We start from the raw sequence: 21,630 nt of genomic DNA, 5'->3' as shown, positions 1-21,630 counted from the left end.
CATTAATGCCAAAATCAGTACCAAAGCACCTCTAACGCTTGCAGAAATCTCCTTTATTTTCCTTGTAGGATGAGTAAGAAAAAGCTTCTTTGAGGGGGGCTATGATAACCTAAAACTATTTTCATCCGATAACTATATTTTTCTCTGAAGAGCTTTAAGTATCACCAACCCAAACCTCCCAGTCATTGTCACAAAATTTTGTTAACTGTATTTCCGTACCAATAACATTCCTAATTACCTCGATATTGGTCAGAAGATGTGGGCTAGGATTTATAGTGCGAAAACGACCACCAGTGCCCAGGGCCATCGGCAGTAACAACTGATCAGCCAAATACTCACCAACCGGCACGCTAGAGTTTAAATATCTCTGCATTTGTGAGATTCCACGCTGTGCAACTCGCTCGGCACTCAGCCCCTGCTCACCCGTAGATTCAAAAACTTCTGTCACTTTTTCAAATTGCAACCGCAACGATAATAAGTTACCCGGCCCCTGGGATTTCACCTGCCTTTGATGCAATTGCTCCGATGGCCATTCGCACTTTCTGTGCACCTGTGCCAGTTCACGCTGGGCCACATGAGCGGGAATATAGGCAGAGGTGGCAACTGCTTCGCGATTCAGAAGTTCGCCGCGTTCCGTCAGTTCCAGCTTTGACCACTGTGATAACGGCTGGACACGAGCACGCCAAGAGCCCCCTCCGGCAGGGTAAAAGCCATAATCATCCAGAGCCACTTCTACACCTGCGCCCATACGAGCCAACAAAGGCAAATAAGCATGGACCATAAAATCGAAACTGGGAGCACTTTTATTATGGGTGCCACCTTCGAAGCGCAACTCACTGGCACTATCGGCCAATAACAGCGGTAGCAAGACGGTTTGAAACACCAAACTGGTACTACCGGCCGAGCCAATAGGAAAGTGGTATTTACCGGGACGCACTTTTCCCGGTGCAAAAGTTATTTCCGAAGCACCCAATTGTTCGCCGCTAACTTCGGCATTGCTAATTGCTTTGGCTGCTCGCAAGCAGGCTAGGTGCTGGCGCAACAAACCGGTTTTTTTACGACCCGCTCGAATATTCTTAATTCGAACCGGTACTCCCAAACAAACAGACAAAGTGAGGGAAGTCCGCAAAATCTGTCCGCCGCCCTCCCCCTGGGCGCCGTCTATCTCAATCACTGTTTAATTCCTTAAAATTTACATCTTTTTTTGGTGAATGGCGCCTTTAAGCCGTAGGGCGTAACTTCACCAACTCATTCATCACCCCATCGAGACCGCCATATACGGAAATTTTATCGATGCGGGTACTGACCCGTTCCAAAGCTTCCAGTTCTTTCAAGCGCAACAGTACCGGGTTGTTATCCATCAGCTTGGCGGTATTGTGCAGAGATCTCATTGCTTGGGTTTCTTCTCTGCGCTTAATCAGATTTGCCTCAGATTCCTTCTGTGCTTCTACAACCTGATTAAGGATCATTTTCATATCGCCGGGCAAAATAATATCCTTGACTCCGACACTAGTAAGCTCGATACCATATTTCACCAGCTTGTCACGGATGCCAGTCGCAATCACAATATTCAGCCTGTCCTTATCGGCCAGAAGGCTATCCAGGGTTTGGGTACCCACGGCCTCGCGCAAGTGCAGCTGCAATTCGCGATAAATAAAGCCTGTACTATCGCTGAGCTTTAGCGCTACTTTTTTTGCATCGGCAATTTTGTAAGCACCAGTCAAGTTGATACGCAGGCTGACCCGATCCTTGGTCAGAATTTCCTGGCCACTGACTTCGATGGTTTTTAACCGCAAGTCCAGTACCTTGACCTCGATAGAGCGGTTGTATTTCCAGTAGCCATAACAGCCGGGCTGTAACACCTTTTCCAACTTACCGTTGACCATTAACAGGCCCACGTGCTCATCGGGAATCTCGTTGTAGCTTACCGCCTGAAGGGCGGTGCGCATTTGTCCAGCACGTACACCTCGCCCCAGTAAGCCCAGGACTTTTTTATCGATGGCGTATTCCTCAGAAATGTCCACGATTTCCACCCGCACGGATTCACCGCCCTTCCACACAGCACGAAAAGTACCCGGTGGCAAAATATCGACCAAGTGATTATCCCGGTAAAACAATCCCACCTGATGGTCTGACAATTCATAGGATTGCAGGTATTCACCAAGGATCTCACCATAGGTGTTTAACAAAAATTTGGCTTTGATTTCACCGAATACCACATCGGTAATATCATAAGTTTCTGCCCGTACATCACCGGACAATAGGGATATACGATGGCTGCCAGGTGGCAGCACCCCTTCAAAACGGTTGCGGCGAAATAGCAACACTCGCTCGCTATCCGCAACATCCACGTTCTTCCATATTTTGAACAGAGATATCATGGTTCTTATCTTTTATTCCGTTTCCATACTGCGCTACCCCATTGGGCCGCAAGGGTGGGGCCCGTCCAGCGACAGGTGGTAAACCGTTTGTGCCGAGTTGGCCCCAGCGGCAGAGGAATTACGATTTTCTCCACTTAGCTCCCCCTGAGCCTACAGCCAAAATTCTTGGCCAGGAGACACAATCATAAATCTTGCCGCTGGATCGCACAGGGCAGACCCACGATTAACGACACAGTTGCCAGAATGCCTCCGCAGTAAATCGCTAAATCCTATTTACCGTATCAAGAGGCTATCGGACCCCAGGTAGATTTTTAATGGGGAATCGAACCCCAGGCTCTCGCCTCTTTCCAGGTCGTTTGGATAACGATGGGACTTTGACAGGAATCGAACCTGCTACCAATCGATAAGTTATCGACTGCTCTACCAAGTGAGCTACAAAGTAGGCGTTTGAACTTCTATCCCGTGGGTACACCTGCCGCCATAGGCGGTGGTGCCGGGCCGGAATTCAGAACCGGCTCCGCTGACGGGCTAAAGAACTCAAACTCGGTTGCGGCAACCCGGCGAATTCGCTCGGCGGCCTGCATACTTTAGCAATTGCCTTAGTTCGGCCGATCCCTGGCCTAAAACGCGTCAGCCTTTGACGCAAACCACTTGCTTGAGGGTGTAGACGATTTCCACCAGGTCTTTCTGTGCTGCCATAACCTTTTCGATAGGTTTGTAGGCCGATGGGGTTTCATCGATCACACCCTCGTCTTTTCGGCATTCCACATCGGCGGTGGCCGCGCGATGCTCTTCCAGGGAGACCAGCTTTTTGGCCTTGGTACGGGACATCACTCGTCCGGCCCCATGGCTACAGCTACAGAAGCTTTCTTCGTTACCCAGCCCCCGCACAATAAATGACTTGGCCCCCATACTACCGGGAATAATACCCATTTCGCCGGCACGCGCTCTTACAGCGCCTTTCCGGGTCACCAACACATCTTTGCCATAATGATGCTCGCGGGAAACGTAATTGTGGTGACAATTCACCGCTTCCATCCGTGCCTCAAAATCCATTCCCAGGGCCTGCTTCACCGCGCTAATAGTTCGCACCATCATTACTTCGCGATTGATACGGGCAAACTCCTGCGCCCACTCCACCGCCTGCACATAGTCATCAAAGTGCTCTGTACCTTCCGGGAAATAGGCCAGGTCACTGTCCGGTAAGTGGATATGCCAGCGCTCCATATCCCGCTTGGCTTTCTCAATAAAGTAAGTACCTATTCTATTTCCCACTCCCCGAGAGCCACTATGCAACATCAACCACACGCTACCCTGTTCATCCAGGCACATCTCGATAAAGTGATTGCCTGTGCCGAGTGTTCCCAGGTGATTGATATTATTAGTATTTTTTAATACTGAATGCCTCTCTTTGAGCAGTTCAAACTGGGCGGCAAGAGGCACCCAACCGGCAAGTGCATCGTCCGGTGGGTTCTCCCAAGCCCCCTTATCCCGCCCTCTCCCCCGGTGTCGTCCAGTACGGCCGTGGGGCACAGCGCGTTCGATGGCGCTGCGCACTCCAGCCAGGTTGTCCGGCAGTTGCGCCGCCGTCAGGCTGGTGCGAACCGCCATCATACCGCAGCCAATATCCACCCCTACGGCAGCGGGAATTACTGCCCCTAGAGTTGGGACCACGCTGCCAATGGTGGCGCCTTTGCCTAGATGTACATCAGGCATCGCCGCGACCCATTTATGGACGAATGGCATCTGCGAGATATTTTTGAGCTGCGCTTTGGCTTCATCTTCAAAAGGCACACCCAGGGTCCAAGACTTAATCGGTACCCCACCTGCCTGCATTACTTCATATGGCATTGGTTTCATCTTCCACCCCTTTTGAAACCGCGCTTGGTATTCATGTGTTTCATTTAGTTATTGATATAGCGAATTGGGTGCCAACTTTTGCAGACAACTGAAAAATACTTGTAACCTATTGTTTTTTAACGATTTATTTTTTATCTCAGGATTTTTTCGTAGAATTCTTGAGACAGGGGATTCATAAATATCTATCTTTTTTGATAGTTAAATCATATTTTAGATAGCATGAAGACAATCGCTATCAGTATTCTCGGTACCAGCAAGGACCGGCGCGGCAAAGGCGACAAGCGCTGGGATAAATGGCGCCCAAACATTTCCATGTGCCAGCACGATGACCTATTGATCGATCGGCTGGAGCTCCTTTTCGACAACCACTCGAGAAGCCTGGCTGACCAGGTCACAGAAGATATTGCGCGGGTCTCTCCAGAGACCGAAGTGGTCCACCACCGGGTGAACTTCAATGACCCTTGGGATTTCGAGAGTGTGTATAGCAATCTGCTGGATTTCGCCCGCGCCTATAGCTTCAAGCCGGATGACGAGCAGTACCTGGTGCATATCACCACCGGTACTCATGTAGCCCAGATCTGCTTGTACCTGTTAACAGAGGCGGGGTATTTCCCCGGGCGTCTGCTGCAAACTTCCCCGGCGCGAAAGAACAGTAGCTTGCCGGGCGAATACCAAATCATCGATTTGGACCTGTCCAAATACGACCAGATTGCCTCGCGCTTCCAGAGGGAACACCAGGAGGGCACCACCTATCTGAAGGGGGGAATCGAGACCAACAATCTCGCTTTTAACCAGATGATCGAGCAGCTGGAGCAGGTATCGATTCGCTCCGACGCCCCCATACTAATTACCGGTCCCACAGGGGCAGGTAAATCCCAGCTGGCCCAGCGTGTCTTTGAACTACGCAAGCAGCGGGGCAAGCTGGAGGGTGGCCTGGTAGCCGTTAACTGCGCCACCCTGCGCGGCGAAAATGCCATGTCCGCCCTGTTCGGCCATCGTAAAGGCGCCTATACCGGTGCCACCACCCACCGGCCGGGCTTGCTTATGGAAGCAGATAAGGGCCTGCTGTTTCTCGATGAAATCGGTGAGTTGGGATTGGATGAGCAGGCCATGTTATTGCGTGCGATTGAGCACAAACGCTTTATGCCTTTCGGCTCTGATAAGGAAGTAAGCAGTCACTTCCAGCTGATCGCCGGTACCAACCGGGATCTGGTACAGCTCTGCCAAGAAGGTAAATTTCGCGCGGACCTGCTCGCCCGTATCGATCTGTGGACCTACCGACTGCCCTCTCTACGAGAGCGTATTGAAGACCTGGAACCCAATATAGATTTTGAGCTGGAGGCTTTCTCCAGGAAATCCGGGCATCTTGTCAGCTTTAATAGAGCAGCACGGGAAAAGTACCTGAGTTTTGGGCGCTCCCGCGAGGCCAGCTGGTCTGCGAACTTTCGCGACCTTAACGCCAGTATCCTGCGTATGGGTACCCTCGCCGATGGTGGGCGTATCACGACTCAGGTAGTAGAAGAGGAAATCCATAGGTTGCGGATTAAATGGCAAAATCCAGTAACAGATTCATCACTATCCCTTGCCCGTATCGAAGCACTGTTGGGTCGTGACCACACCGAACAGATGGATTACTACGAGCAAATCAAACTAGCTGGGCTAATTCAGGTTTGTGCAGAGTCCAATTCGATGGCAGAAGCCGGACGCAAATTATTTCAAGTAAGCCGCACCTCAAAAAAATCCAATAACGACTCACACCGGGTACGCCAACTTTTAGATAAATACGGTCTTAAATTCGACCAGCTGAATAAAACATAGAGGCCACTTGGCATTATTTTTTGTTAGTCTGATTCCAAAAGCCGGATGCTGGATCATGGAATGAAATACACCTATTTAACGCCGCTTATTTTCTTTCTCAGCGCATGTGAGCCAACCCAATTCGCAGGTGGTACCGCCTTGCCAGATGGCTCTGTTTACAAAGGCGAGATGCTTAACGGTCTGTTTCATGGACGGGGTCAGCTCGAATGGCCAAATGGCAGCCATTATCGTGGCGATTTTCGAGAAGGTCGCATGACAGGTGAAGGTGAGTTAACTGGAAGTGATGGCTGTAGCTATGAAGGGGAATTCCGCAATGGAGAGCCCCACGGCAAAGGTCGCTATAGTTGCGATGAAACTGAGTGGGCGGGAGAGTTCCATGAAGGGGAGCTGCAAAGCGGTACTTTAAATTGGGATGAAGGTGGGAGTTATCATGGTGAGTTTTTAAACTTTGATCCCCACGGCGAAGGCAAACTCACTGCAGAAGATGGCAGCCTTTATCAGGGTGCCTTTGAATACGGATACTTAATACAGGGCAGCTACTCAGATAGCGATGGCTATCGCTATACCGGCAGCTTCGAGTACGGCTCCTATTCAGGCGAAGGTGAACTCACCCAGCCTGACGGCACGATTATCCGTGCCACTTTTCGCTATGGAGAAGCAGAAGGAGAAGGCGTACGAATAAGTACGAATGCTGAAGGAAACACTGTCGAGGAGTCTGCCTATTTCTCCGGGGGTACCTATTACCCCAGCGAAGACGCCTGGCGCGCACAGACGGATATTCCCGGTGCCCAGGCAGAAACCCGTCTCTATAGCGAAAGTGAGCGCTTACATGACGCTATAAAAGCCCTCCCCTCGCAGAGGCCCGGCGTGCGCGATATTTATACCCTACTTATAGGTGGTGATGGCACCTCTCCAGTATTTGCCAGGGAGCTGGACTGGGTGGCAGAGCGCCTCGACGAAGCCTTTAGCATTGACCAACGTATGCTGCGCCTCAGTAACGGCGGCGGATACGGTTTCCCCCTAGCTACCCGCACCAGTATCCAGGAAAGCCTTAATGCAATTGATCAGTTAATGGACCCCAAAGAAGATTTACTTCTTATACACCTGGTCAGCCATGGTGCTCGAAATGGAGATTTCAAAATTGCCGAGGGGGAGATTCCCCTAAATGATTTCTCACTGAAAGATGGGCAACGATTGCTGAACAATATTAACGCCCAGTACCAGTGGATCGTTGTTTCAGCCTGCTTTTCCGGTCAATGGGTAGAAGCCCTACATAGCCCCAATCGGGTCATCTTTACTTCGGCCGCTGCGGATCGCAGCTCCTTTGGATGTAGCGATGATTCCGAGCGCACCTGGTTTAGTTCCGCGCTTTACGGTGAAGCCCTCAATCAGGGAGTGAATAATCCTGGGGCATGGTTTGAAGCCGCCAAGTTAAAAGTAACCGAGATGGAACAGGAACAGGGGATTAAAAGAAGCCGCCACTCCCTGCCCCAATATTCAGTGGGAGAGAATTTCCTAATGTGGTGGCATGGAAAAAAATCGATTTATTAATTTTGGAATTCCGGTACAAACCGACTAAAAATTATTTTTGGTACTAATCACTATCTACCATAATACCAAGCGAAAGGAGATACCTTCTTGGAGTTCGCTAGCCTCTCTATAGAGTTATTGTTTATTTTGTTTTTCGTCGCCGTTATTGCGGGCCTACTTGATACACTAGCAGGTGGGGGCGGCCTGATAACTGTACCGGCCCTTATTCTTAGTGGCGTCCCACCACTAGCTGCCTTGGGCACCAATAAACTACAAGGCAGTATTGGTACTGCAACTGCTACCTACATGATGCTTAAAAACAACAAGATCAGTTGGGATGGAATTAAAAATCTAATGCTATTTGCCTTTATTGGCGCAGCCATGGGCACAATAGCGGTACAGTTCATCAATACTGATGTTTTGTCATTTATTATCCCTGCTGTTCTTCTATTTATCGCTATTTATTTTATAGTTTCGCCATCCCTTACTCATAGTAGTACTAAACCCAAGGTCTCAAGAAAGAAATACCAATATGGCGTAATCCCATTTATTGGTTACTATGATGGTATGTTTGGCCCCGGAACTGGATCATTTTTTGCCTTATCAGGCGTTGCCTGTAGGGGACAGGATTTACTAACCTCCACGGCCAATGCAAAACCTCTCAATTTTTCCACTAATATCGCATCTTTAATCGTATTCTTATTTGCCGGTCAAGTTTTATGGGCTGCGGGAATCTTAATGATGATTGGACAAGTTATAGGTGCCTGGCTGGGATCTCATTTTCTATTTAAAATTAATCCTGGTTATTTACGGGGAATGGTAGTTCTTATGTGTGGTGGAATGTTAATAAAATATATCCACTCTATGGGATGGATAGATTATATCTTCTGAAAGGTATGGAGGTGGCTGGAACTCAGAAAAATCAGATTAAATATTAAGACTTTGGATTGTTTTATGGAGTATCTAAAAAGATCTTTAATGAACTTCTTTTTTAAGCTCCATCAACTCCTTCTTGATCTCGGTGATTTGATTCGATAGCTTGCTCTCAAAATCTTCATTGATTATCGACATATACTGCTCAAACCGTCCCTGTTTTATTAGATATTCTAATCTCTCTAGCAATTCATCATTGGAAACTCTTCTCTTGGCTCTTTCCCTGGTAAATTTTATCAGTGACTTTACCCAGTCAGGCAGTCGATAATAAGTATTTTTAAACCCTCTGCTCATGGAGTATCTAAAACCATTTTGCCGTATATAGATAGATAGCTTTGATGGCAGCAACCTATAAAATAGATTTAAATATTTATCCATCTTATTGCAGTCAGAATACCACTCTCTCACCAAACTCTGCTTATCTCTATCTAACTTCAGAGCGCCTAAAGCTTCATTAAATTCTCTTTCTGTATATTTCTCTATTAATTTTGACTTAATTAATAGAGAAATTACTTTTTTATCACCATATAGCGGTCGTAATTCTATCAAATACAGCAACCAATATCCCAGAAGATCATTCTTATAATCCGCACCTCTAGCATTTTTTGTTAAGTAGTCAAATACAAAATGGTATTGATTCACCAATCGCTGAATCATTAGATCACTTTTCTTTTCATCCATGTTGACTAAACTATACGACCCAATTTCTGGTAAAACTAATATTGATTTAGCCTTGACGGTTGTTATCCAATGTAGAGAGTGACCATTAACGCAGGAACCCAAAATAAATTCGGATAGCTTATTTCCACAAACAAAGTCCCTGCGATAAAACCTCCTGACATTTATAGAATTTATTTTTAAAACAAACCTGGATTTATCACCAATGGATTCTGAGAATTTTTGTAGGGGTTTATTATGGCTAAAAAATACTACATCTGGATTCTCACTATTGACTATATCCTGTAATTTAGGGATCAATGTAGGGTACCAACAATCTCCTTCATCGATAAATCCAACATACTCTCCTAAAGTATTTTTTACTCCAAATTCAAAAATTAGCTGGTCATCAATCTGTGAAGTACTCGGAATATGAATACTTCGAACTCTGGGCATTAAACCTGTAAAGTTATTAATCCGGTTTCGCCCATCATTTTCGCAAGAATGAAGGACAAGAATCTCTATGTCCTTGTATTGCTGTCGAATAATACTCTGCAGACAAGTATTGAGATAGACACCGCTAGACTTTGAAATAATGACAATCGAAATCATGCGCATACCACTGAAGTTCGGTAATCTAATACAGAATTAGCAGTATCTGGATCTTTGTCAAAGAGCATTCTCAAATCCGCATTACTCAATGATAGAAAAGATCTTGTAAACTGAGATTGAAAGCTCCCCCTATACTCTTCGTCAAGATTACGCCAGCACCAGTTAAACAATGCTAACTTGCTTTTGACATACAAGTGGTAAAATCTATCTCTAAGATTAATATTCTTATTAAAGAAGTCTTCAATCTCATCAAAAACCTGTAACACAGATGTACGCCGTGCATCTGAAATATTTGAAAGCCTATTTCCTGTGGAGTCGACATTATGAATACAGAAAGGGGATTCAAATAATGCAATATCTTTAGCATTTGTGAGCAAATTCCAATGTGCTAACACATCATTATGTACAGGCGTTTGTGAAAATCTAAGGGAAACCCTTTTTGCATAACTGGTTTTAATCAATCTATTCCAAGGAAAGGGTGTTAAACATAGAATGCTATCATGATCAAAAGTGGAAAAAGTCCTGTTACCAAAGGTTCTAATCGCTCTGTAGAAAATGAAATTGTCATCACCTGCCATACCGAGATTAATAGTGCTTCCTGGAAATCTACACTGATAGGCCATCAACAAAACATCACTGTTAACTTTTGTAGCAATTGAAACCGCTCGATCCAACATATTTGGGAGGATTAGATCATCGGCATCAAAAAATAAAGTCAGCGGTTCAGCTATTTGATCGAGAGCACTATTCCTACAATAGCCTGCCCCATTGTTACCATCGTTTAAAATAATTTTATATGGGATTCTATTTTTCTGAAGAAAATCAGCAGCCAACCCGACCGTGGTATCTGAGGAATTATCGTCAGATAAGTAAATTTTTACATCAGTCGTATTATTATGAACAATAGAGTTCAACGTATTAACAATATTATTGTTTTCATTGTATGTTGGTATCACCACCCCAACTTTACTGTTAGGCATACAAATTCTCTTTATAATTCTCTCAAAGCAGCAGAATTAAATGTAAACACAATAAGTAAATTAATTTGAATATAATCAAGTCTGATAAAGGCTGTACCACTTAAAGTAGACAGCTATACACCTTTTTTCAAACTTATTAATCGATAATTTGCTTAAGCTAGATGCTTTCGGGAAGATCAGGGTATGTAACAAGAGAATTAGACGCCTACTCAAGGCGCCTAGAATTTCCAGAACCAACTCTTAGAGTTTTGATTAGGTGCTATATGGCAAGAATAATATCTTCAATCGGTTTATCGAACTTTATTAAATCTTTATTTTCCTCATCTTTATAAAGCTTGATATAAGCTTTAAACATAGCTGAAGGTGATTCCTGTAAAAGTGAAATCAGGTAATCCCTGCCCTTTAACTCTTCGACTCTATTGCCGATATAGAAACCTACAAAATACAGCGGGCTATCCCATACTGCAGAAAAACCCAACTGATAGATTTTGTCAAAGTCTAAACTTGAGTCAATGCATGCACGAAAAAGCATTGTTTCAAATAAAACAAAGTTACTATCTATTCGCTGTAAATTTCTTTTAAATTTTTTCTTAAACCATTCTGTGTACTCTTTTCCGTCTGTAACATTTAATGGAGAACCCACAATAGAGGCTATACCCTCCAGACGGGTTTGATTTAAGATTTTCTCACAATTAGAGTCTGGATTTTTTCCCTTTCCATAAAAATTGGACTGGGCAACATGATATAACTCATGCGTTGAAAGTGTCAGTAAACCTTCATAATCTCCTTTAAAATACTGCAGCGCAATATAAAAGTTATCATCTTGGGCCCAACCGTCAGAAGTTCCCCCGACTACCATAAAAATATTAGTATCAAAGGAAATATCTTTAGGAGAATAATCACCAATTCCCCTCTTTACACTATTTAAATATTGCTGAGGATTGCGCTTTATTATCTTGAGAATATCTTCGACTTCGGACAATCGTTCATTTAACTGTTGAAATCTAAAGGGATCATTTTTAACTGGATTACCTTCAACAACATCGATCAAACTAGACCGAAATGACTCAGCACTGGCCTTATTGTCAAATCTTGAGGTTTGATGGATCGTTGCTTGTATACCCTGTAAACTCATCAGCTTATCTAATTGATTATCAGATACTTTGTCTCCAGATAAAATATCAACTAATCTATCAGCGCTCTCAAAATCAATTGTTATTTTATCTGTTACTTTCGCTGAGGAAAAAGCCATAACGCTTATCAGAGACAAGCCTAAAAAAATCACCCACTTAAAGATATTCATTTTACTTCTCATAAAAATGTAAAAGGAAAGAATAACCAGGTATTCAATCTTAAAAAATACATATTGTGTGATTATTAGACCTTTATTGCCTACACAACCTCCACTCCAAATATGAGACAAAAATATTGCATTTTGCGCCAACAAAGGGACTTGTATTTTCAGCTATCTAAAAGAAAGTTTTGCTTACGACAGAGGACATATTGAAAAGGTTGAATCCCACCCACAGGTAGTGAATGGGATTCAGGGTAGGCTTAGGCAGACTTCTGTTCTTCAATAAAGCGCTGCATCTGTTCTTCCAGCATCGAAAGAGGCAAAGCACCATTACTTAGCAGTGCATCGTGAAACGATCGCAAATCAAATTTATCGCCAAGCTCTTTTTCCGCAATAGCTCGCAGCTGTCGAATTTTAATTTCCCCCATCTTGTAAGATAGCGCCTGCCCCGGCCAGGATATATAGCGATCTACTTCTGCACGTACATTAGCCGGAGAGAGGGATGTATTATTGGAAAGAAAGTTTAATGCCTGCTGTCGTGACCACCCCTGAGAATGAATACCAGTATCAATCACAAGGCGTGCGGCACGCCACATTTCATAGCTGAGGCGTCCAAAGTGCTCGTAGGGAGTGGTGTACAGTCCCATCTCTTTACCCAGCCTCTCAGAATAAAGGGCCCAACCTTCTCCATAAGCGCTCAGGTAAAGGTTGCGACGAAAGTCCGGTACATTCTCAAGCTCCTGCGAGAGAGCATTTTGTAAATGATGGCCCGGTACTGCTTCATGCAAGGTAAGAGCAGGTAGCTCATACAAGGGACGCTGGTCCAGCCCGTGAGTATTCAACCAGTAGGCACCACCGCGAGTACCGCCAATGGCGGCTGGATTATAGGAGGCCGTAGTGTAGTTAGGTGCTATTTCACTGGGAACTGGTACCACGCCATAGGGAGTACGCGGCAGTAAGTTAAAGAACTCCGGCAATACATAGTCAATACGCTTGGATATATAGGCCGTTTCCTTGAGCAGCTGTTCCGGCGTTTTAGCGTAAAACTGTGGGTCTGTGCGCAGGAATTGGGTGAATTCTGTAAAGCTGCCCTTAAAGCCTGACTCCTTGATCAGGGCTTTCATTTCCGCACGGATTCTCTTCACTTCTGCAAGGCCCGTGCGATGAATCTCCGCAGGGTCCAGATCCAGGGTCACGTAGTAGCGGATGTTGTGGCGATAGTAGTCACTACCACCAGGCATCTGTTCAGCACCCAAAGTCCTTGTGGCCGCCTTCAGGTAGTCGCCCTCAAGGAAATCCGCTACTCGTCCAAATGCGGGAATAGCTACTTGCTTAATCACAGCTAAACCCTGCTCTCGCAGACGCTTCTGCTCATCGGGCGCGATGGTTTGCGGCATCTCAGCAAAAGGCTTATACAAGCTGCTTTTACTGGGATCTTTATATACTTGAGCGCGTACCGTTGGCGCTATACCTTCTACAACGATTTTGGGCAACACAAAGCCAGAGCGAATACCTTCGCGCATATTGGCAATGTTCTCATCGAAGTAGCGACCAAATTCACCGATACGGGCAATATAGTCCTCGTAATCGGCGATATCCCTCATCGCCAAACCACTATTTGCCTCAAGCGCACTTGCGTAAAAACTTGAGAAGGTGTTTAGGGGAATTCGGTCGAGAAACAGTTCCTCTTCCTCAACTGAGCTGGCAAGAACCCAAGAGAGAAGCTCACTATTGACGCGGTCTGAAGCACTTAACTTACTTTGATCGATAGCCTCAAGGCGCCGGATAAAGGCCTGCTCAGCCTCTATACGACGTTGACGATCCTCTGCAGTTACCCCGGGCAGTTCTCGATTGTAATCGGAAACGCCAACTCGCCCGGCAGTAATCGGGTCTTCTCTCAGCGTGTATTGCCAGTGATCGTTAAGAACACTTTGAAGCTCTTCTGTAGCAGTTGCTGCCCAGGCTGAGGGCATCAATAGGCTAGTGGCAATAAGCGGTCCTGTTAGGGACTTGAGGTAGTAGGTAAGTGATTTCTTGAATTTCACCCTTGGCTCCGTAGTGCTGTTGGCATCTAAAAAGAACAACAGAGCTTGCTCTTTTAGTTACCCTACAGAGTAGGCGTGGCAAGCTTGTACCAGCACTATACACGAAGGATGGATAATAGTGACTCAGCGGAATAGACATACCGCCACAAGCAGGGTGGAGGAGTATAATCTCCTCCACCAAGCGGTCAATCAGTTGGCTGGCAACTTAGGTGGCATGCGCATAACAGCGCACGTCATAGCTCCCACTCAGACCAATGGCATACATAGATGTATTCCAGAAAGAGTTTACAAACCAGTTGCGGAATGCGTTCTTGGTTGGGAACCAGAATTCTCCAAAATTTGGGTCGAAAAACAACACATCTTCCGCAACCCAGGCTGCCATGGCGTGGGCACCCACCTTACCTGAAATACCGATTTTCTTGTAAGAGCCAGCGCTTCTCGTCGGCTCCCTAATAATTTCATCAGCAAGCGCTGCAGAGTTGCGCATAGTAGTTTGTCCACGATCTAACCGAGGGCCTGTGACCACGTGAATTTGGCGCTGACCATTTGGCCCAGCGATACCCACACCGCCATTATTCTGAAGAGGCAGAATATTGTGAGATTGCAGCCACGTCTCTGAGACCTGATCCTGGTTTGGTGCATTTCCACCAATCTGGTGCAAGGTCATCACATGGAAAAGATGCTGCTCACTCAATGTATTATTGGGGAAGAGCCAATTCCAAAGGCTTCCATCCTCTGCGTGAAATTTGATCCAGTGGGCACTCAGGGATTCACAGACTCCGCCAGCAGTATCCTGGTGTATGGTGATCTGTGCCTTCACCGGATCCAAACATTGACTGAAATTATATTGAAGTGTGCCACCGTGCTGGGCCACAGATCTCTGAACAGGACCAACCCTTGTCCCGGTAAGTGCAAGTACTGTTTTATCAAACCAAATCGGCATGTCCATCTCCCCTGTATTCACAATGTAGAAACACTTATTCAGCGATTAGTTAACTACTTCTGAGAAGTGCTTTCCGGTATATGCATTAGATTGAAACAGAAAAATTACAGGGCAGATAGGTGTCCATTTTTTTTTAAAATCGACTCTGGCACTCTTTTCTCAGGCCATAGATAGCAGTTCGAAATAGATTGAGGCGCAAGTATTTATTTGACTCTGGCACTATTTTTTATGGGTAAGAATATCACGGCTATTTACGATTAATTCCATGCTAGAACAGACCCAACTACACTTGCCAGTCAGATTACACAGGTCCTTTAATTCGACTCTGGTACTATTTTTGGTGCAAAAAAATTGACCTATGACATGGAAACTATCTAAATGGAAATATTTTTTTGTAGTTGGCGACAATTGATTTTATCTTTCCAGAGATAGAGCTTATTACCTCCAGATAATTACGACTTGAAAATGAGTCAATGATAAGAAGTGAAATAGGTAGAAGTGGTAATAACTAAAAAAGGCAGCCGGGTGAACCCGGCTGCCGAGCGCCCATGGGGGAAGGGCTAAGAGGAAAAAATTGGTAGTGGATTGCTACTACTAATAGAACCACTTAAAACAGTTACTGCCAATTTATGTGCGGCGAGCGTAAGAGCGAACTTCATAGCCACCGCTTAGCCCTACTGAATACATAGAGTTATGCCAAAATGATTGGGTAAACCAATTGAAGAATGAATTTCTGGATTCGAACCAGAATTCACCAAAGTTGGGGTCAAAAAAAGTAATGTCCTGCGCAACCCAGGCAGCCATTGCATGACCTGCAAAAGTGCCATCAAGACCTATCTTCTTATAGCAACCAGCACCGCCCGTCTGATCCAAAATAATCTCCCTTGCCAAAGCATTGGGAGAGAAAACGCCACTCTGGCCTTGCGCTCTACGGGAATGATGAATACCCCGAATAGTATTTCCTCCCCGGCCATTCGGGAAAGCACCACCAAATACATTTTGACTGGTGGGAAAAATATTCTGTGTGCTGAGCCAGGCTTCTGTAGTTGCGTCTTGGTTATTCTGTGTGCCCGCCTGTTGCAGGGTCATTACGTGAAATAAGTGCTGTTCATCCAGTGCACCCGCCGGCATTAACCAATCCCACAAGCTCCCTCCATCAGAGTGATACTTGATCCAAAAAGCGGAAAGCGCTTCACAAACACCACCGGAAGTATCTTCGTGAATAGTGATTTGTGCTTTTACCGGATCCTTACACTGGCTGAAGTTGTATGTCAGTTGACCCCGATGATTGGCTACAGATTGTTGTACGGGGTTTACGCGTGTTCCAGTTACAGCGAGAACGGTTTTATCGACCCAAATAGGCATATTCGATCCCTCATTTTATGAGATAAAAACGCTGCACAAATCCTTTTTTAAAAACTGAAAATTTGTAGCGCCTGTGAATTGGGCGGGCATTGAACCAGAAAAGTTCCAGGGCCAACAGAGTATAAAAGCGCTTTTTAAATCGACTCTGGCACTATTTTTTTATCCAGCGTTAACCTTGCCTGAATCCTACTTTGTTGAAATCTATTAGCCGATAATAATCTGGCAACAGACAATATTTAGCCGTTTCCAACTGGGAAGACAAAATAGAGATAAGAAGATATTTTTACTTATAAATATTTATCATTCTTAATCTCAAATAGGATGCATAGCAATTTATATAAAGTACACTTTTACAAAACTCATCAGTTTAAAAATGTGGCTTGTAACAACAAAAAGCTGTTAAAGCAGATGGGCAAGTACAAAAGCTATGAAATAAGTTGCATATATAAACTTAGCAATAACATCTGTGCCGGTCTCTTTGCCAACACACTTTTAGCCATTCAAGGCAGCACTACTAAGTTGGTTGTGAAAAATTTAGGGAGGAATAATTCAACAGCAGAATGGTAAGTAAAATGCCTCGACCAAATTCTGCCCCTAGGTCGTTAACTCCAGGGGATAAAATCCGGTCGAGGTTTGGCTAAGCGGTGTTAAACCTGCTCTACAGTCTGCTCAATACGTCCAAAGATAGATTGCCCTTTATCATCGAGCATTTCGATGGCAATGGTATTTCCAAAGTCCATAAATGGTGTGCTTGCAGAGCCATTCTGGATGGTCTCAATCATGCGAATCTCAGCAATACAGCTGTAACCAACACCACCCTCAGCAACAGGCTTACCGGGGCCGCCATCCAACTTATTGGACACCGTTCCGGAACCAATAATGGTGCCTGCACAAAGCGGACGAGTCCTGGCCGCGTGGGCGACCAGTTGCCCGAAGTGGAAAGTCATATCCACACCGGCATTGGGCTCGCCAAACTTCTCACCATTAAGATGGGAAATTAGTGGCAGATGCAATTTACCCGCGCGCCAGTTTTCACCCAATTGTTCAGGGGTTACGCAAACAGGGGAGAAAGCACTAGAGGGTTTGGACTGGTAGAAACCAAATCCTTTGGCCAGTTCCGCAGGTATCAATCCGCGCAGGGATACATCATTGACCAACATTATCAACTTGATATGGGACAGTGCATCCTCAGCGGACACCCCCATAGGAACATCGTCGGTGATCACGGCAATTTCTGCCTCAAAGTCGATGCCAAAGCCATTGCTTTGCGGCATCTTTACCGGCTCGCGTGGATCCAGGAAGGTATCGGAACCACCTTGATACATGAGCGGATCGCTGTAGAAGCTCTCCGGCACCTCAGCACCGCGGGCTTTGCGCACCAGCTCAACATGATTCACGTAAGCACTACCGTCGGCCCAGTGATATGCGCGCGGTAAAGGCGAAGCACACAGAGTTTGGTCAAAGGCTTCCCCTTGAATCTCACCATTTTGCAGGTGTTCGTGTAGCTTCTCCAACTCGCTGCTGACAGATGCCCAATTGTCCAACGCACTCTGCATGGTGGGGGCAATATCGCCAGCTGGCACCATACGGGTAAGGTCGTCGCTAACAACAACCAATTGGCCATCGCGGCCGGATTTAAGGCTGGCTAACTTCACTGTGCCTCCCCTTCAGTTTTTTCCACAAATTCTTCTTCCCCATGCATCCAGGCGGCGTGCCTTGGGGCTTTTTTAGTACGTGACCACTCTTCCAACATATCCTCAGCAACCCGCTTTAGCTCTTTGTGCATACCGGGCTTGGCGGTATTGGCGGCCAGCTCGATACGATGGCCGTTGGGGTCGAAGAAGTAGATCGACTGGAAGATAGTGTGATTGGTAGGACCGAGTACGTCGACCCCGGCCGCTTCCAGTCGTGCTTTGGTCTCAAGCATTTCCTCCATGGACTCCACTTCGAAAGCGATATGCTGCACCCATTTGGGTGTGTTCTCATCGCGCCCCATCTCCGGGGAGTTGGGGATTTCGAAGAAGGCAAGCACATTCCCCATACCCGCATCCATAAAGACGTGCATGTAAGGGTCCGGCTCACCGGTTGAGGGTACCTCGTTTTCGGCAATGGCCAGCTGGAAGTCCATGCCGAGAAGATCGCGGTAGAATTCCACTGTCTCCTTGGCGTCCCTACAGCGATACGCCACGTGGTGAATGCGCTTAATGCCCATTGAAGCCTCCGTTATTATTCCTTTTCTTTAATGACGCCACGCTTGAGCTGGTCGCGCTCAATGGATTCGAACAGGGCCTTAAAGTTACCCTCACCAAACCCTTCATCTTCCTTGCGCTGGATAAACTCAAAGAATACCGGGCCGAGCATATTAGCGGAGAAAATCTGCAACAGCAGGCGCGGTTGGCCGCCCTCGGTGGTGCCATCCAGCAGGATGCCACGGCTCTGGAATTCTTCAGTAGGTTCACCGTGCCCAGGCAGGCGCTCTTCCAGCATTTCGTAGTAGGTGTCCGGCGGCGGGGTCATAAACTCCATGCCGCGCTCTTTCAGGCGATCCCAACAGGCAATTAAGTCATCACAAGCAAAGGCGATATGCTGGATACCTTCGCCGTTGTACTTCATCAGGAACTCTTCGATCTGGCCGCCGCCACCAGCTGCTTCTTCGTTCAGCGGAATACGGATCTTGCCATCCGGTGCAGTCATCGCCTTAGACAGCAGGCCGGTGTATTCGCCTTTGATATCGAAGTAACGAATCTCGCGGAAGTTGAACAGGTCTTCGTAATACTTGGCCCAGTAATCCATTCGGCCGCGATACACGTTGTGGGTAAGGTGATCCAGAGTGTGGAAACCACAACCTTCGGGGCGGCGCTCTACGCCCTCTTCCCAGATAAAGTCGATATCGTAGATGGACTCACCATCTTCGTAGCGGTCAATCATGTACAGGGTCGCACCGCCAATACCTTTGATTGCCGGCAGGTGCAGTTCCATCGGGCCAGTATTCACATGAACAGGCTGTGCACCTTTACGCAGGGCCTCTTCGTAGGCGAACTTGGCATCTTTTACGCGGAAGGCAAGGCCACAAGCGGAGGGACCGTGCTCCTGGGCGTAGTAGTAGGCGTGGCTGTCGGGCTCGTAGTTAGTGATGAAGTTGATATCACCTTGGCGCCACAACTCCACTGCCTTGGAGCGGTGACGGGCGATTTTCTCAAAGCCCATGGCGGTAAAAACGGTTTCAAGGATGCCTTTTTCCGGCGCTGTAAACTCTACGAATTCGAAGCCGTTAAGTCCCATCGGGTTTTCAAATAAGTCGGCCATGCGGTCCTCCATTTCTTATCATCGCAGCACTTCAAAGCGGGGCTGCGGATTGTGGATTTAAAGCGCAAACGAAGTTAGTTGCAGATGTAACTAATGTCAAGGAACTCTGGATCAGCTAAAAAATGAGTACTAGAAGAGTGTTTTTAGTCACCAGTCTCCAAAGCTAGCGCCTGGGAGAATAACCAGCTGGCAACGGGTCCTTGGACAGGATCGGGAGAGTAATCGGGAGCCGGGTGCGACGTTGCGTCACACCCATGCACAGCCGACCTTATTTACGCGTGCATTTACCGGTATCGGTACGACACATATGATCCTTGTGAAACTTGCCGGTCATCTGGTCGCACTGGGATTTGCTCACATCTCCGGCACAGGCATTTTCGGCATGCTGGCAGCAACCGGTTTCAGCGGTGCCCATTCCTTTATTGCCGTCCATCCCTTCATCTTTCTTGCGCTGTTCGCAGGCAGACAGAGTCAAAACCATCGCCGCGGCCAGTATCCCAATTGAAGCTTTGAGTCTCATAAAGGCCTCCTAAATACCCGGCTTAGCGGCCGGTGACATGGATATCGCGGAATCTGCCGCGCATTGCTTTGTGCGACCCGCGTAGATTTACCCGACATCTCCACCAGCTCAGGGATTTTGCGATTAGGCGCGCGATCCCATTATTACCCTGCAGATTTACCGGGCCATGCATTGACTGTAGCCCACACTGGCAGCGAAACCATCTGACTGACGGGACATTTACGTTAATTTGCCCCTGACAGCCCATCCAAATAACTGAATACCTTTTTGTATTTGCCAGAGCCGGTACAATCGGCCCCCGTTTGTCGGGTAAAAACCCCGCCTGAATGTATTTATTGAGGACCCCCTATGCTTCTCGCCGCTGCTGCCATCATTGCTGGCTTTATTGTGCTGGTCTGGAGTGCCGATCGTTTTGTGGACGGAGCTGCCGCCACTGCTAAACATTGCGGCATGCCCACACTGTTAATAGGCATGGTGATCGTCGGCTTTGGTACTTCCGCTCCGGAAATGGTGGTCTCAGCCATTGCCGCCTTGAATGGCAACCCCGGCCTCGCCCTGGGTAATGCCTACGGTTCCAATATTGCCAATACCGGTTTGATTCTCGGTTTCAGCGCCCTGCTGATCCCACTATCGGTACACTCAAAGATTGTGCGTAAAGAGCTGCCACTGCTGCTGGCAATCACCCTGCTCAGTGGTGCCTTCCTGTGGAATGACCGCTTGGAGCGCTGGGAGGGTATTGTTCTGTTATTCGGTTTCTTCGCCTTGATCGGCTGGAGTATCTTTTCTGCCATGCGCAATAAAGGTGACCAGCTTGAGGGAGAAGTAGAAACTGAGCTGGAAGACAACCCTATGCCACTCGGAACTGCCATATTTTGGTTGGTAGCGGGGCTGGTACTATTGATTGTCAGCTCCCGAATCCTCGTATGGGGAGCAGTAACCATTGCCGAATCTTTGGGGGTCAGTGATCTGGTGATAGGCCTGACTATTGTTGCCCTGGGAACCTCACTGCCGGAACTGGCCGCAACTTTAGTGGCCGCACGAAAAGGTGAGCACGATATCGCCATCGGTAACGTTGTCGGCTCCAATATGTTCAATCTGCTGGCGGTGGTTGGCATTGCCGGCACCATTGCTCCCATGAACAACGTACCCCACGAGGTGCTGTCCCGGGACTGGCCGATGGTTCTGGGCCTCACAATTGCCCTGTTTATTTTTGCCTATGGCTTCAAAGGCCAGGGCCGAATCAATCGCTGGGAAGGCTCCGCGCTGCTAATGGCTTACCTCGTATATACCGGCTACCTGGTAGGAACCATTACCAAAGCTGCACTCTGATAATATTCGGGGTGGTGCCGCACCACCCCATAGTTACTGCCTGAATTCACCATAATT

Annotated in this window: 18 protein-coding genes and 1 tRNA gene; 4 read left to right on the top strand and 15 right to left on the bottom strand. The window is 46.9% G+C overall.

Annotation, left to right across the window (positions count from 1 at the left end; translation table 11 throughout):
- Positions 1 to 154 precede the first annotated feature (154 nt).
- The 5 genes from rtcA to ACG1BZ_RS00670 form a co-directional block, all read right to left on the bottom strand.
- Positions 155 to 1,174, bottom strand: coding sequence for an RNA 3'-terminal phosphate cyclase (rtcA, locus tag ACG1BZ_RS00690; RefSeq protein ID WP_413663986.1), 1,020 nt, complete (start codon positions 1,172 to 1,174; stop codon positions 155 to 157).
- A 46-nt stretch (positions 1,175 to 1,220) separates the two neighbouring features.
- Positions 1,221 to 2,381 carry a slipin family protein gene (locus ACG1BZ_RS00685; RefSeq protein ID WP_413663985.1) on the bottom strand — a complete coding sequence of 387 codons (1,161 nt, stop codon included), beginning with the start codon at positions 2,379 to 2,381 and terminating at the stop codon, positions 1,221 to 1,223.
- A 369-nt stretch (positions 2,382 to 2,750) separates the two neighbouring features.
- A tRNA-Ser gene (locus ACG1BZ_RS00680) sits at positions 2,751 to 2,822 on the bottom strand.
- A 14-nt stretch (positions 2,823 to 2,836) separates the two neighbouring features.
- Entirely contained in the window at positions 2,837 to 2,965 is a 129-nt protein-coding gene (locus ACG1BZ_RS00675) for a hypothetical protein (RefSeq protein ID WP_413663984.1), read from the bottom strand.
- A 46-nt stretch (positions 2,966 to 3,011) separates the two neighbouring features.
- Positions 3,012 to 4,241, bottom strand: a complete 1,230-nt coding sequence (locus ACG1BZ_RS00670; RefSeq protein ID WP_413663983.1) for an RtcB family protein — start codon at positions 4,239 to 4,241, stop codon at positions 3,012 to 3,014.
- 219 nt (positions 4,242 to 4,460) lie between these two features.
- On the opposite strand from ACG1BZ_RS00670, the gene rtcR reads away from it, so the two are divergent.
- The 3 genes from rtcR (at position 4,461) to ACG1BZ_RS00655 (ending at position 8,480) form a co-directional block, all read left to right on the top strand.
- Complete coding sequence (gene rtcR / locus ACG1BZ_RS00665; protein ID WP_413663982.1) at positions 4,461 to 6,059, top strand: RNA repair transcriptional activator RtcR; 1,599 nt, start codon at positions 4,461 to 4,463, stop codon at positions 6,057 to 6,059.
- 60 nt (positions 6,060 to 6,119) lie between these two features.
- Positions 6,120 to 7,610 carry a C13 family peptidase gene (locus tag ACG1BZ_RS00660; RefSeq protein ID WP_413663981.1) on the top strand — a complete coding sequence of 497 codons (1,491 nt, stop codon included), beginning with the start codon at positions 6,120 to 6,122 and terminating at the stop codon, positions 7,608 to 7,610.
- 87 nt (positions 7,611 to 7,697) lie between these two features.
- The gene (locus ACG1BZ_RS00655; protein WP_413663980.1) at positions 7,698 to 8,480 is read left to right on the top strand and encodes a TSUP family transporter; all 783 of its coding nucleotides are present in this window, start codon (positions 7,698 to 7,700) and stop codon (positions 8,478 to 8,480) included.
- An 84-nt stretch (positions 8,481 to 8,564) separates the two neighbouring features.
- On the opposite strand, the gene ACG1BZ_RS00650 is transcribed toward ACG1BZ_RS00655, so the two are convergent.
- The 10 genes from ACG1BZ_RS00650 to ACG1BZ_RS00605 all read right to left on the bottom strand — a co-directional run bounded on the left by ACG1BZ_RS00650 (position 8,565) and on the right by ACG1BZ_RS00605 (position 20,244).
- Positions 8,565 to 9,791 carry a glycosyltransferase family 2 protein gene (locus tag ACG1BZ_RS00650; RefSeq protein WP_413663979.1) on the bottom strand — a complete coding sequence of 409 codons (1,227 nt, stop codon included), beginning with the start codon at positions 9,789 to 9,791 and terminating at the stop codon, positions 8,565 to 8,567.
- The gene (locus ACG1BZ_RS00645; protein WP_413663978.1) at positions 9,788 to 10,771 is read right to left on the bottom strand and encodes a glycosyltransferase family A protein; all 984 of its coding nucleotides are present in this window, start codon (positions 10,769 to 10,771) and stop codon (positions 9,788 to 9,790) included. The genes ACG1BZ_RS00650 and ACG1BZ_RS00645 overlap by 4 nt, the downstream gene beginning before the upstream one ends.
- A 259-nt stretch (positions 10,772 to 11,030) precedes the next feature.
- A complete protein-coding gene (locus ACG1BZ_RS00640) occupies positions 11,031 to 12,074 on the bottom strand; it encodes a DUF5700 domain-containing putative Zn-dependent protease (RefSeq protein WP_413663977.1) in 1,044 nt (347 codons plus the stop codon).
- 251 nt (positions 12,075 to 12,325) lie between these two features.
- Positions 12,326 to 14,110, bottom strand: a complete 1,785-nt coding sequence (locus ACG1BZ_RS00635; RefSeq protein ID WP_413663976.1) for a DUF885 domain-containing protein — start codon at positions 14,108 to 14,110, stop codon at positions 12,326 to 12,328.
- A 205-nt stretch (positions 14,111 to 14,315) separates the two neighbouring features.
- Positions 14,316 to 15,053: a YopT-type cysteine protease domain-containing protein gene (locus tag ACG1BZ_RS00630; RefSeq protein WP_413663975.1), complete on the bottom strand. Its 738-nt coding sequence runs from the start codon at positions 15,051 to 15,053 to the stop codon at positions 14,316 to 14,318.
- Positions 15,054 to 15,680: 627 nt separating this feature from the next.
- Positions 15,681 to 16,418 (bottom strand): YopT-type cysteine protease domain-containing protein, encoded by a 738-nt coding sequence (locus ACG1BZ_RS00625; protein ID WP_413663974.1) that lies wholly within the window; start codon positions 16,416 to 16,418, stop codon positions 15,681 to 15,683.
- 647 nt (positions 16,419 to 17,065) lie between these two features.
- A complete protein-coding gene (locus ACG1BZ_RS00620; RefSeq protein WP_413663973.1) occupies positions 17,066 to 18,073 on the bottom strand; it encodes a fumarylacetoacetate hydrolase family protein in 1,008 nt (335 codons plus the stop codon).
- Entirely contained in the window at positions 18,070 to 18,630 is a 561-nt protein-coding gene (locus ACG1BZ_RS00615) for a VOC family protein (protein WP_252084079.1), read from the bottom strand. Before ACG1BZ_RS00615 ends, ACG1BZ_RS00620 begins: the two co-directional genes overlap by 4 nt.
- A 14-nt stretch (positions 18,631 to 18,644) precedes the next feature.
- Positions 18,645 to 19,724, bottom strand: a complete 1,080-nt coding sequence (hppD, locus tag ACG1BZ_RS00610; RefSeq protein WP_413663972.1) for a 4-hydroxyphenylpyruvate dioxygenase — start codon at positions 19,722 to 19,724, stop codon at positions 18,645 to 18,647.
- Positions 19,725 to 19,992: 268 nt separating this feature from the next.
- Positions 19,993 to 20,244 (bottom strand): hypothetical protein, encoded by a 252-nt coding sequence (locus ACG1BZ_RS00605; RefSeq protein WP_413663971.1) that lies wholly within the window; start codon positions 20,242 to 20,244, stop codon positions 19,993 to 19,995.
- Positions 20,245 to 20,592: 348 nt separating this feature from the next.
- On the opposite strand from ACG1BZ_RS00605, the gene ACG1BZ_RS00600 reads away from it, so the two are divergent.
- Positions 20,593 to 21,573, top strand: a complete 981-nt coding sequence (locus tag ACG1BZ_RS00600) for a calcium/sodium antiporter (RefSeq protein WP_413663970.1) — start codon at positions 20,593 to 20,595, stop codon at positions 21,571 to 21,573.
- Positions 21,574 to 21,630: the final 57 nt, after the last annotated feature.

Source organism: Microbulbifer sp. CNSA002 (assembly GCF_047324085.1).
Taxonomy (GTDB): domain Bacteria; phylum Pseudomonadota; class Gammaproteobacteria; order Pseudomonadales; family Cellvibrionaceae; genus Microbulbifer.
The sequence above is the reverse complement of the archived record's forward strand: the minus strand, read 5'-3'. Positions and strand labels throughout refer to the sequence as shown.

What these genes read in the sequence shown, in the direction of transcription:
- ACG1BZ_RS00685 (WP_413663985.1), bottom strand. Translation starts at nt 2,381, where the DNA reads ATGATATCTCTGTTCAAAATATGGAAGAACGTGGATGTTGCGGATAGC.
- ACG1BZ_RS00675 (WP_413663984.1), bottom strand. Translation starts at nt 2,965, where the DNA reads ATGCAGGCCGCCGAGCGAATTCGCCGGGTTGCCGCAACCGAGTTTGAG.
- ACG1BZ_RS00670 (WP_413663983.1), bottom strand. Translation starts at nt 4,241, where the DNA reads ATGAAACCAATGCCATATGAAGTAATGCAGGCAGGTGGGGTACCGATT.
- rtcR (WP_413663982.1), top strand. Translation starts at nt 4,461, where the DNA reads ATGAAGACAATCGCTATCAGTATTCTCGGTACCAGCAAGGACCGGCGC.
- ACG1BZ_RS00660 (WP_413663981.1), top strand. Translation starts at nt 6,120, where the DNA reads ATGAAATACACCTATTTAACGCCGCTTATTTTCTTTCTCAGCGCATGT.
- ACG1BZ_RS00650 (WP_413663979.1), bottom strand. Translation starts at nt 9,791, where the DNA reads ATGATTTCGATTGTCATTATTTCAAAGTCTAGCGGTGTCTATCTCAAT.
- ACG1BZ_RS00645 (WP_413663978.1), bottom strand. Translation starts at nt 10,771, where the DNA reads ATGCCTAACAGTAAAGTTGGGGTGGTGATACCAACATACAATGAAAAC.
- ACG1BZ_RS00640 (WP_413663977.1), bottom strand. Translation starts at nt 12,074, where the DNA reads ATGAATATCTTTAAGTGGGTGATTTTTTTAGGCTTGTCTCTGATAAGC.
- ACG1BZ_RS00630 (WP_413663975.1), bottom strand. Translation starts at nt 15,053, where the DNA reads ATGCCGATTTGGTTTGATAAAACAGTACTTGCACTTACCGGGACAAGG.
- ACG1BZ_RS00625 (WP_413663974.1), bottom strand. Translation starts at nt 16,418, where the DNA reads ATGCCTATTTGGGTCGATAAAACCGTTCTCGCTGTAACTGGAACACGC.
- ACG1BZ_RS00615 (WP_252084079.1), bottom strand. Translation starts at nt 18,630, where the DNA reads ATGGGCATTAAGCGCATTCACCACGTGGCGTATCGCTGTAGGGACGCC.
- hppD (WP_413663972.1), bottom strand. Translation starts at nt 19,724, where the DNA reads ATGGCCGACTTATTTGAAAACCCGATGGGACTTAACGGCTTCGAATTC.
- ACG1BZ_RS00605 (WP_413663971.1), bottom strand. Translation starts at nt 20,244, where the DNA reads ATGAGACTCAAAGCTTCAATTGGGATACTGGCCGCGGCGATGGTTTTG.
- ACG1BZ_RS00600 (WP_413663970.1), top strand. Translation starts at nt 20,593, where the DNA reads ATGCTTCTCGCCGCTGCTGCCATCATTGCTGGCTTTATTGTGCTGGTC.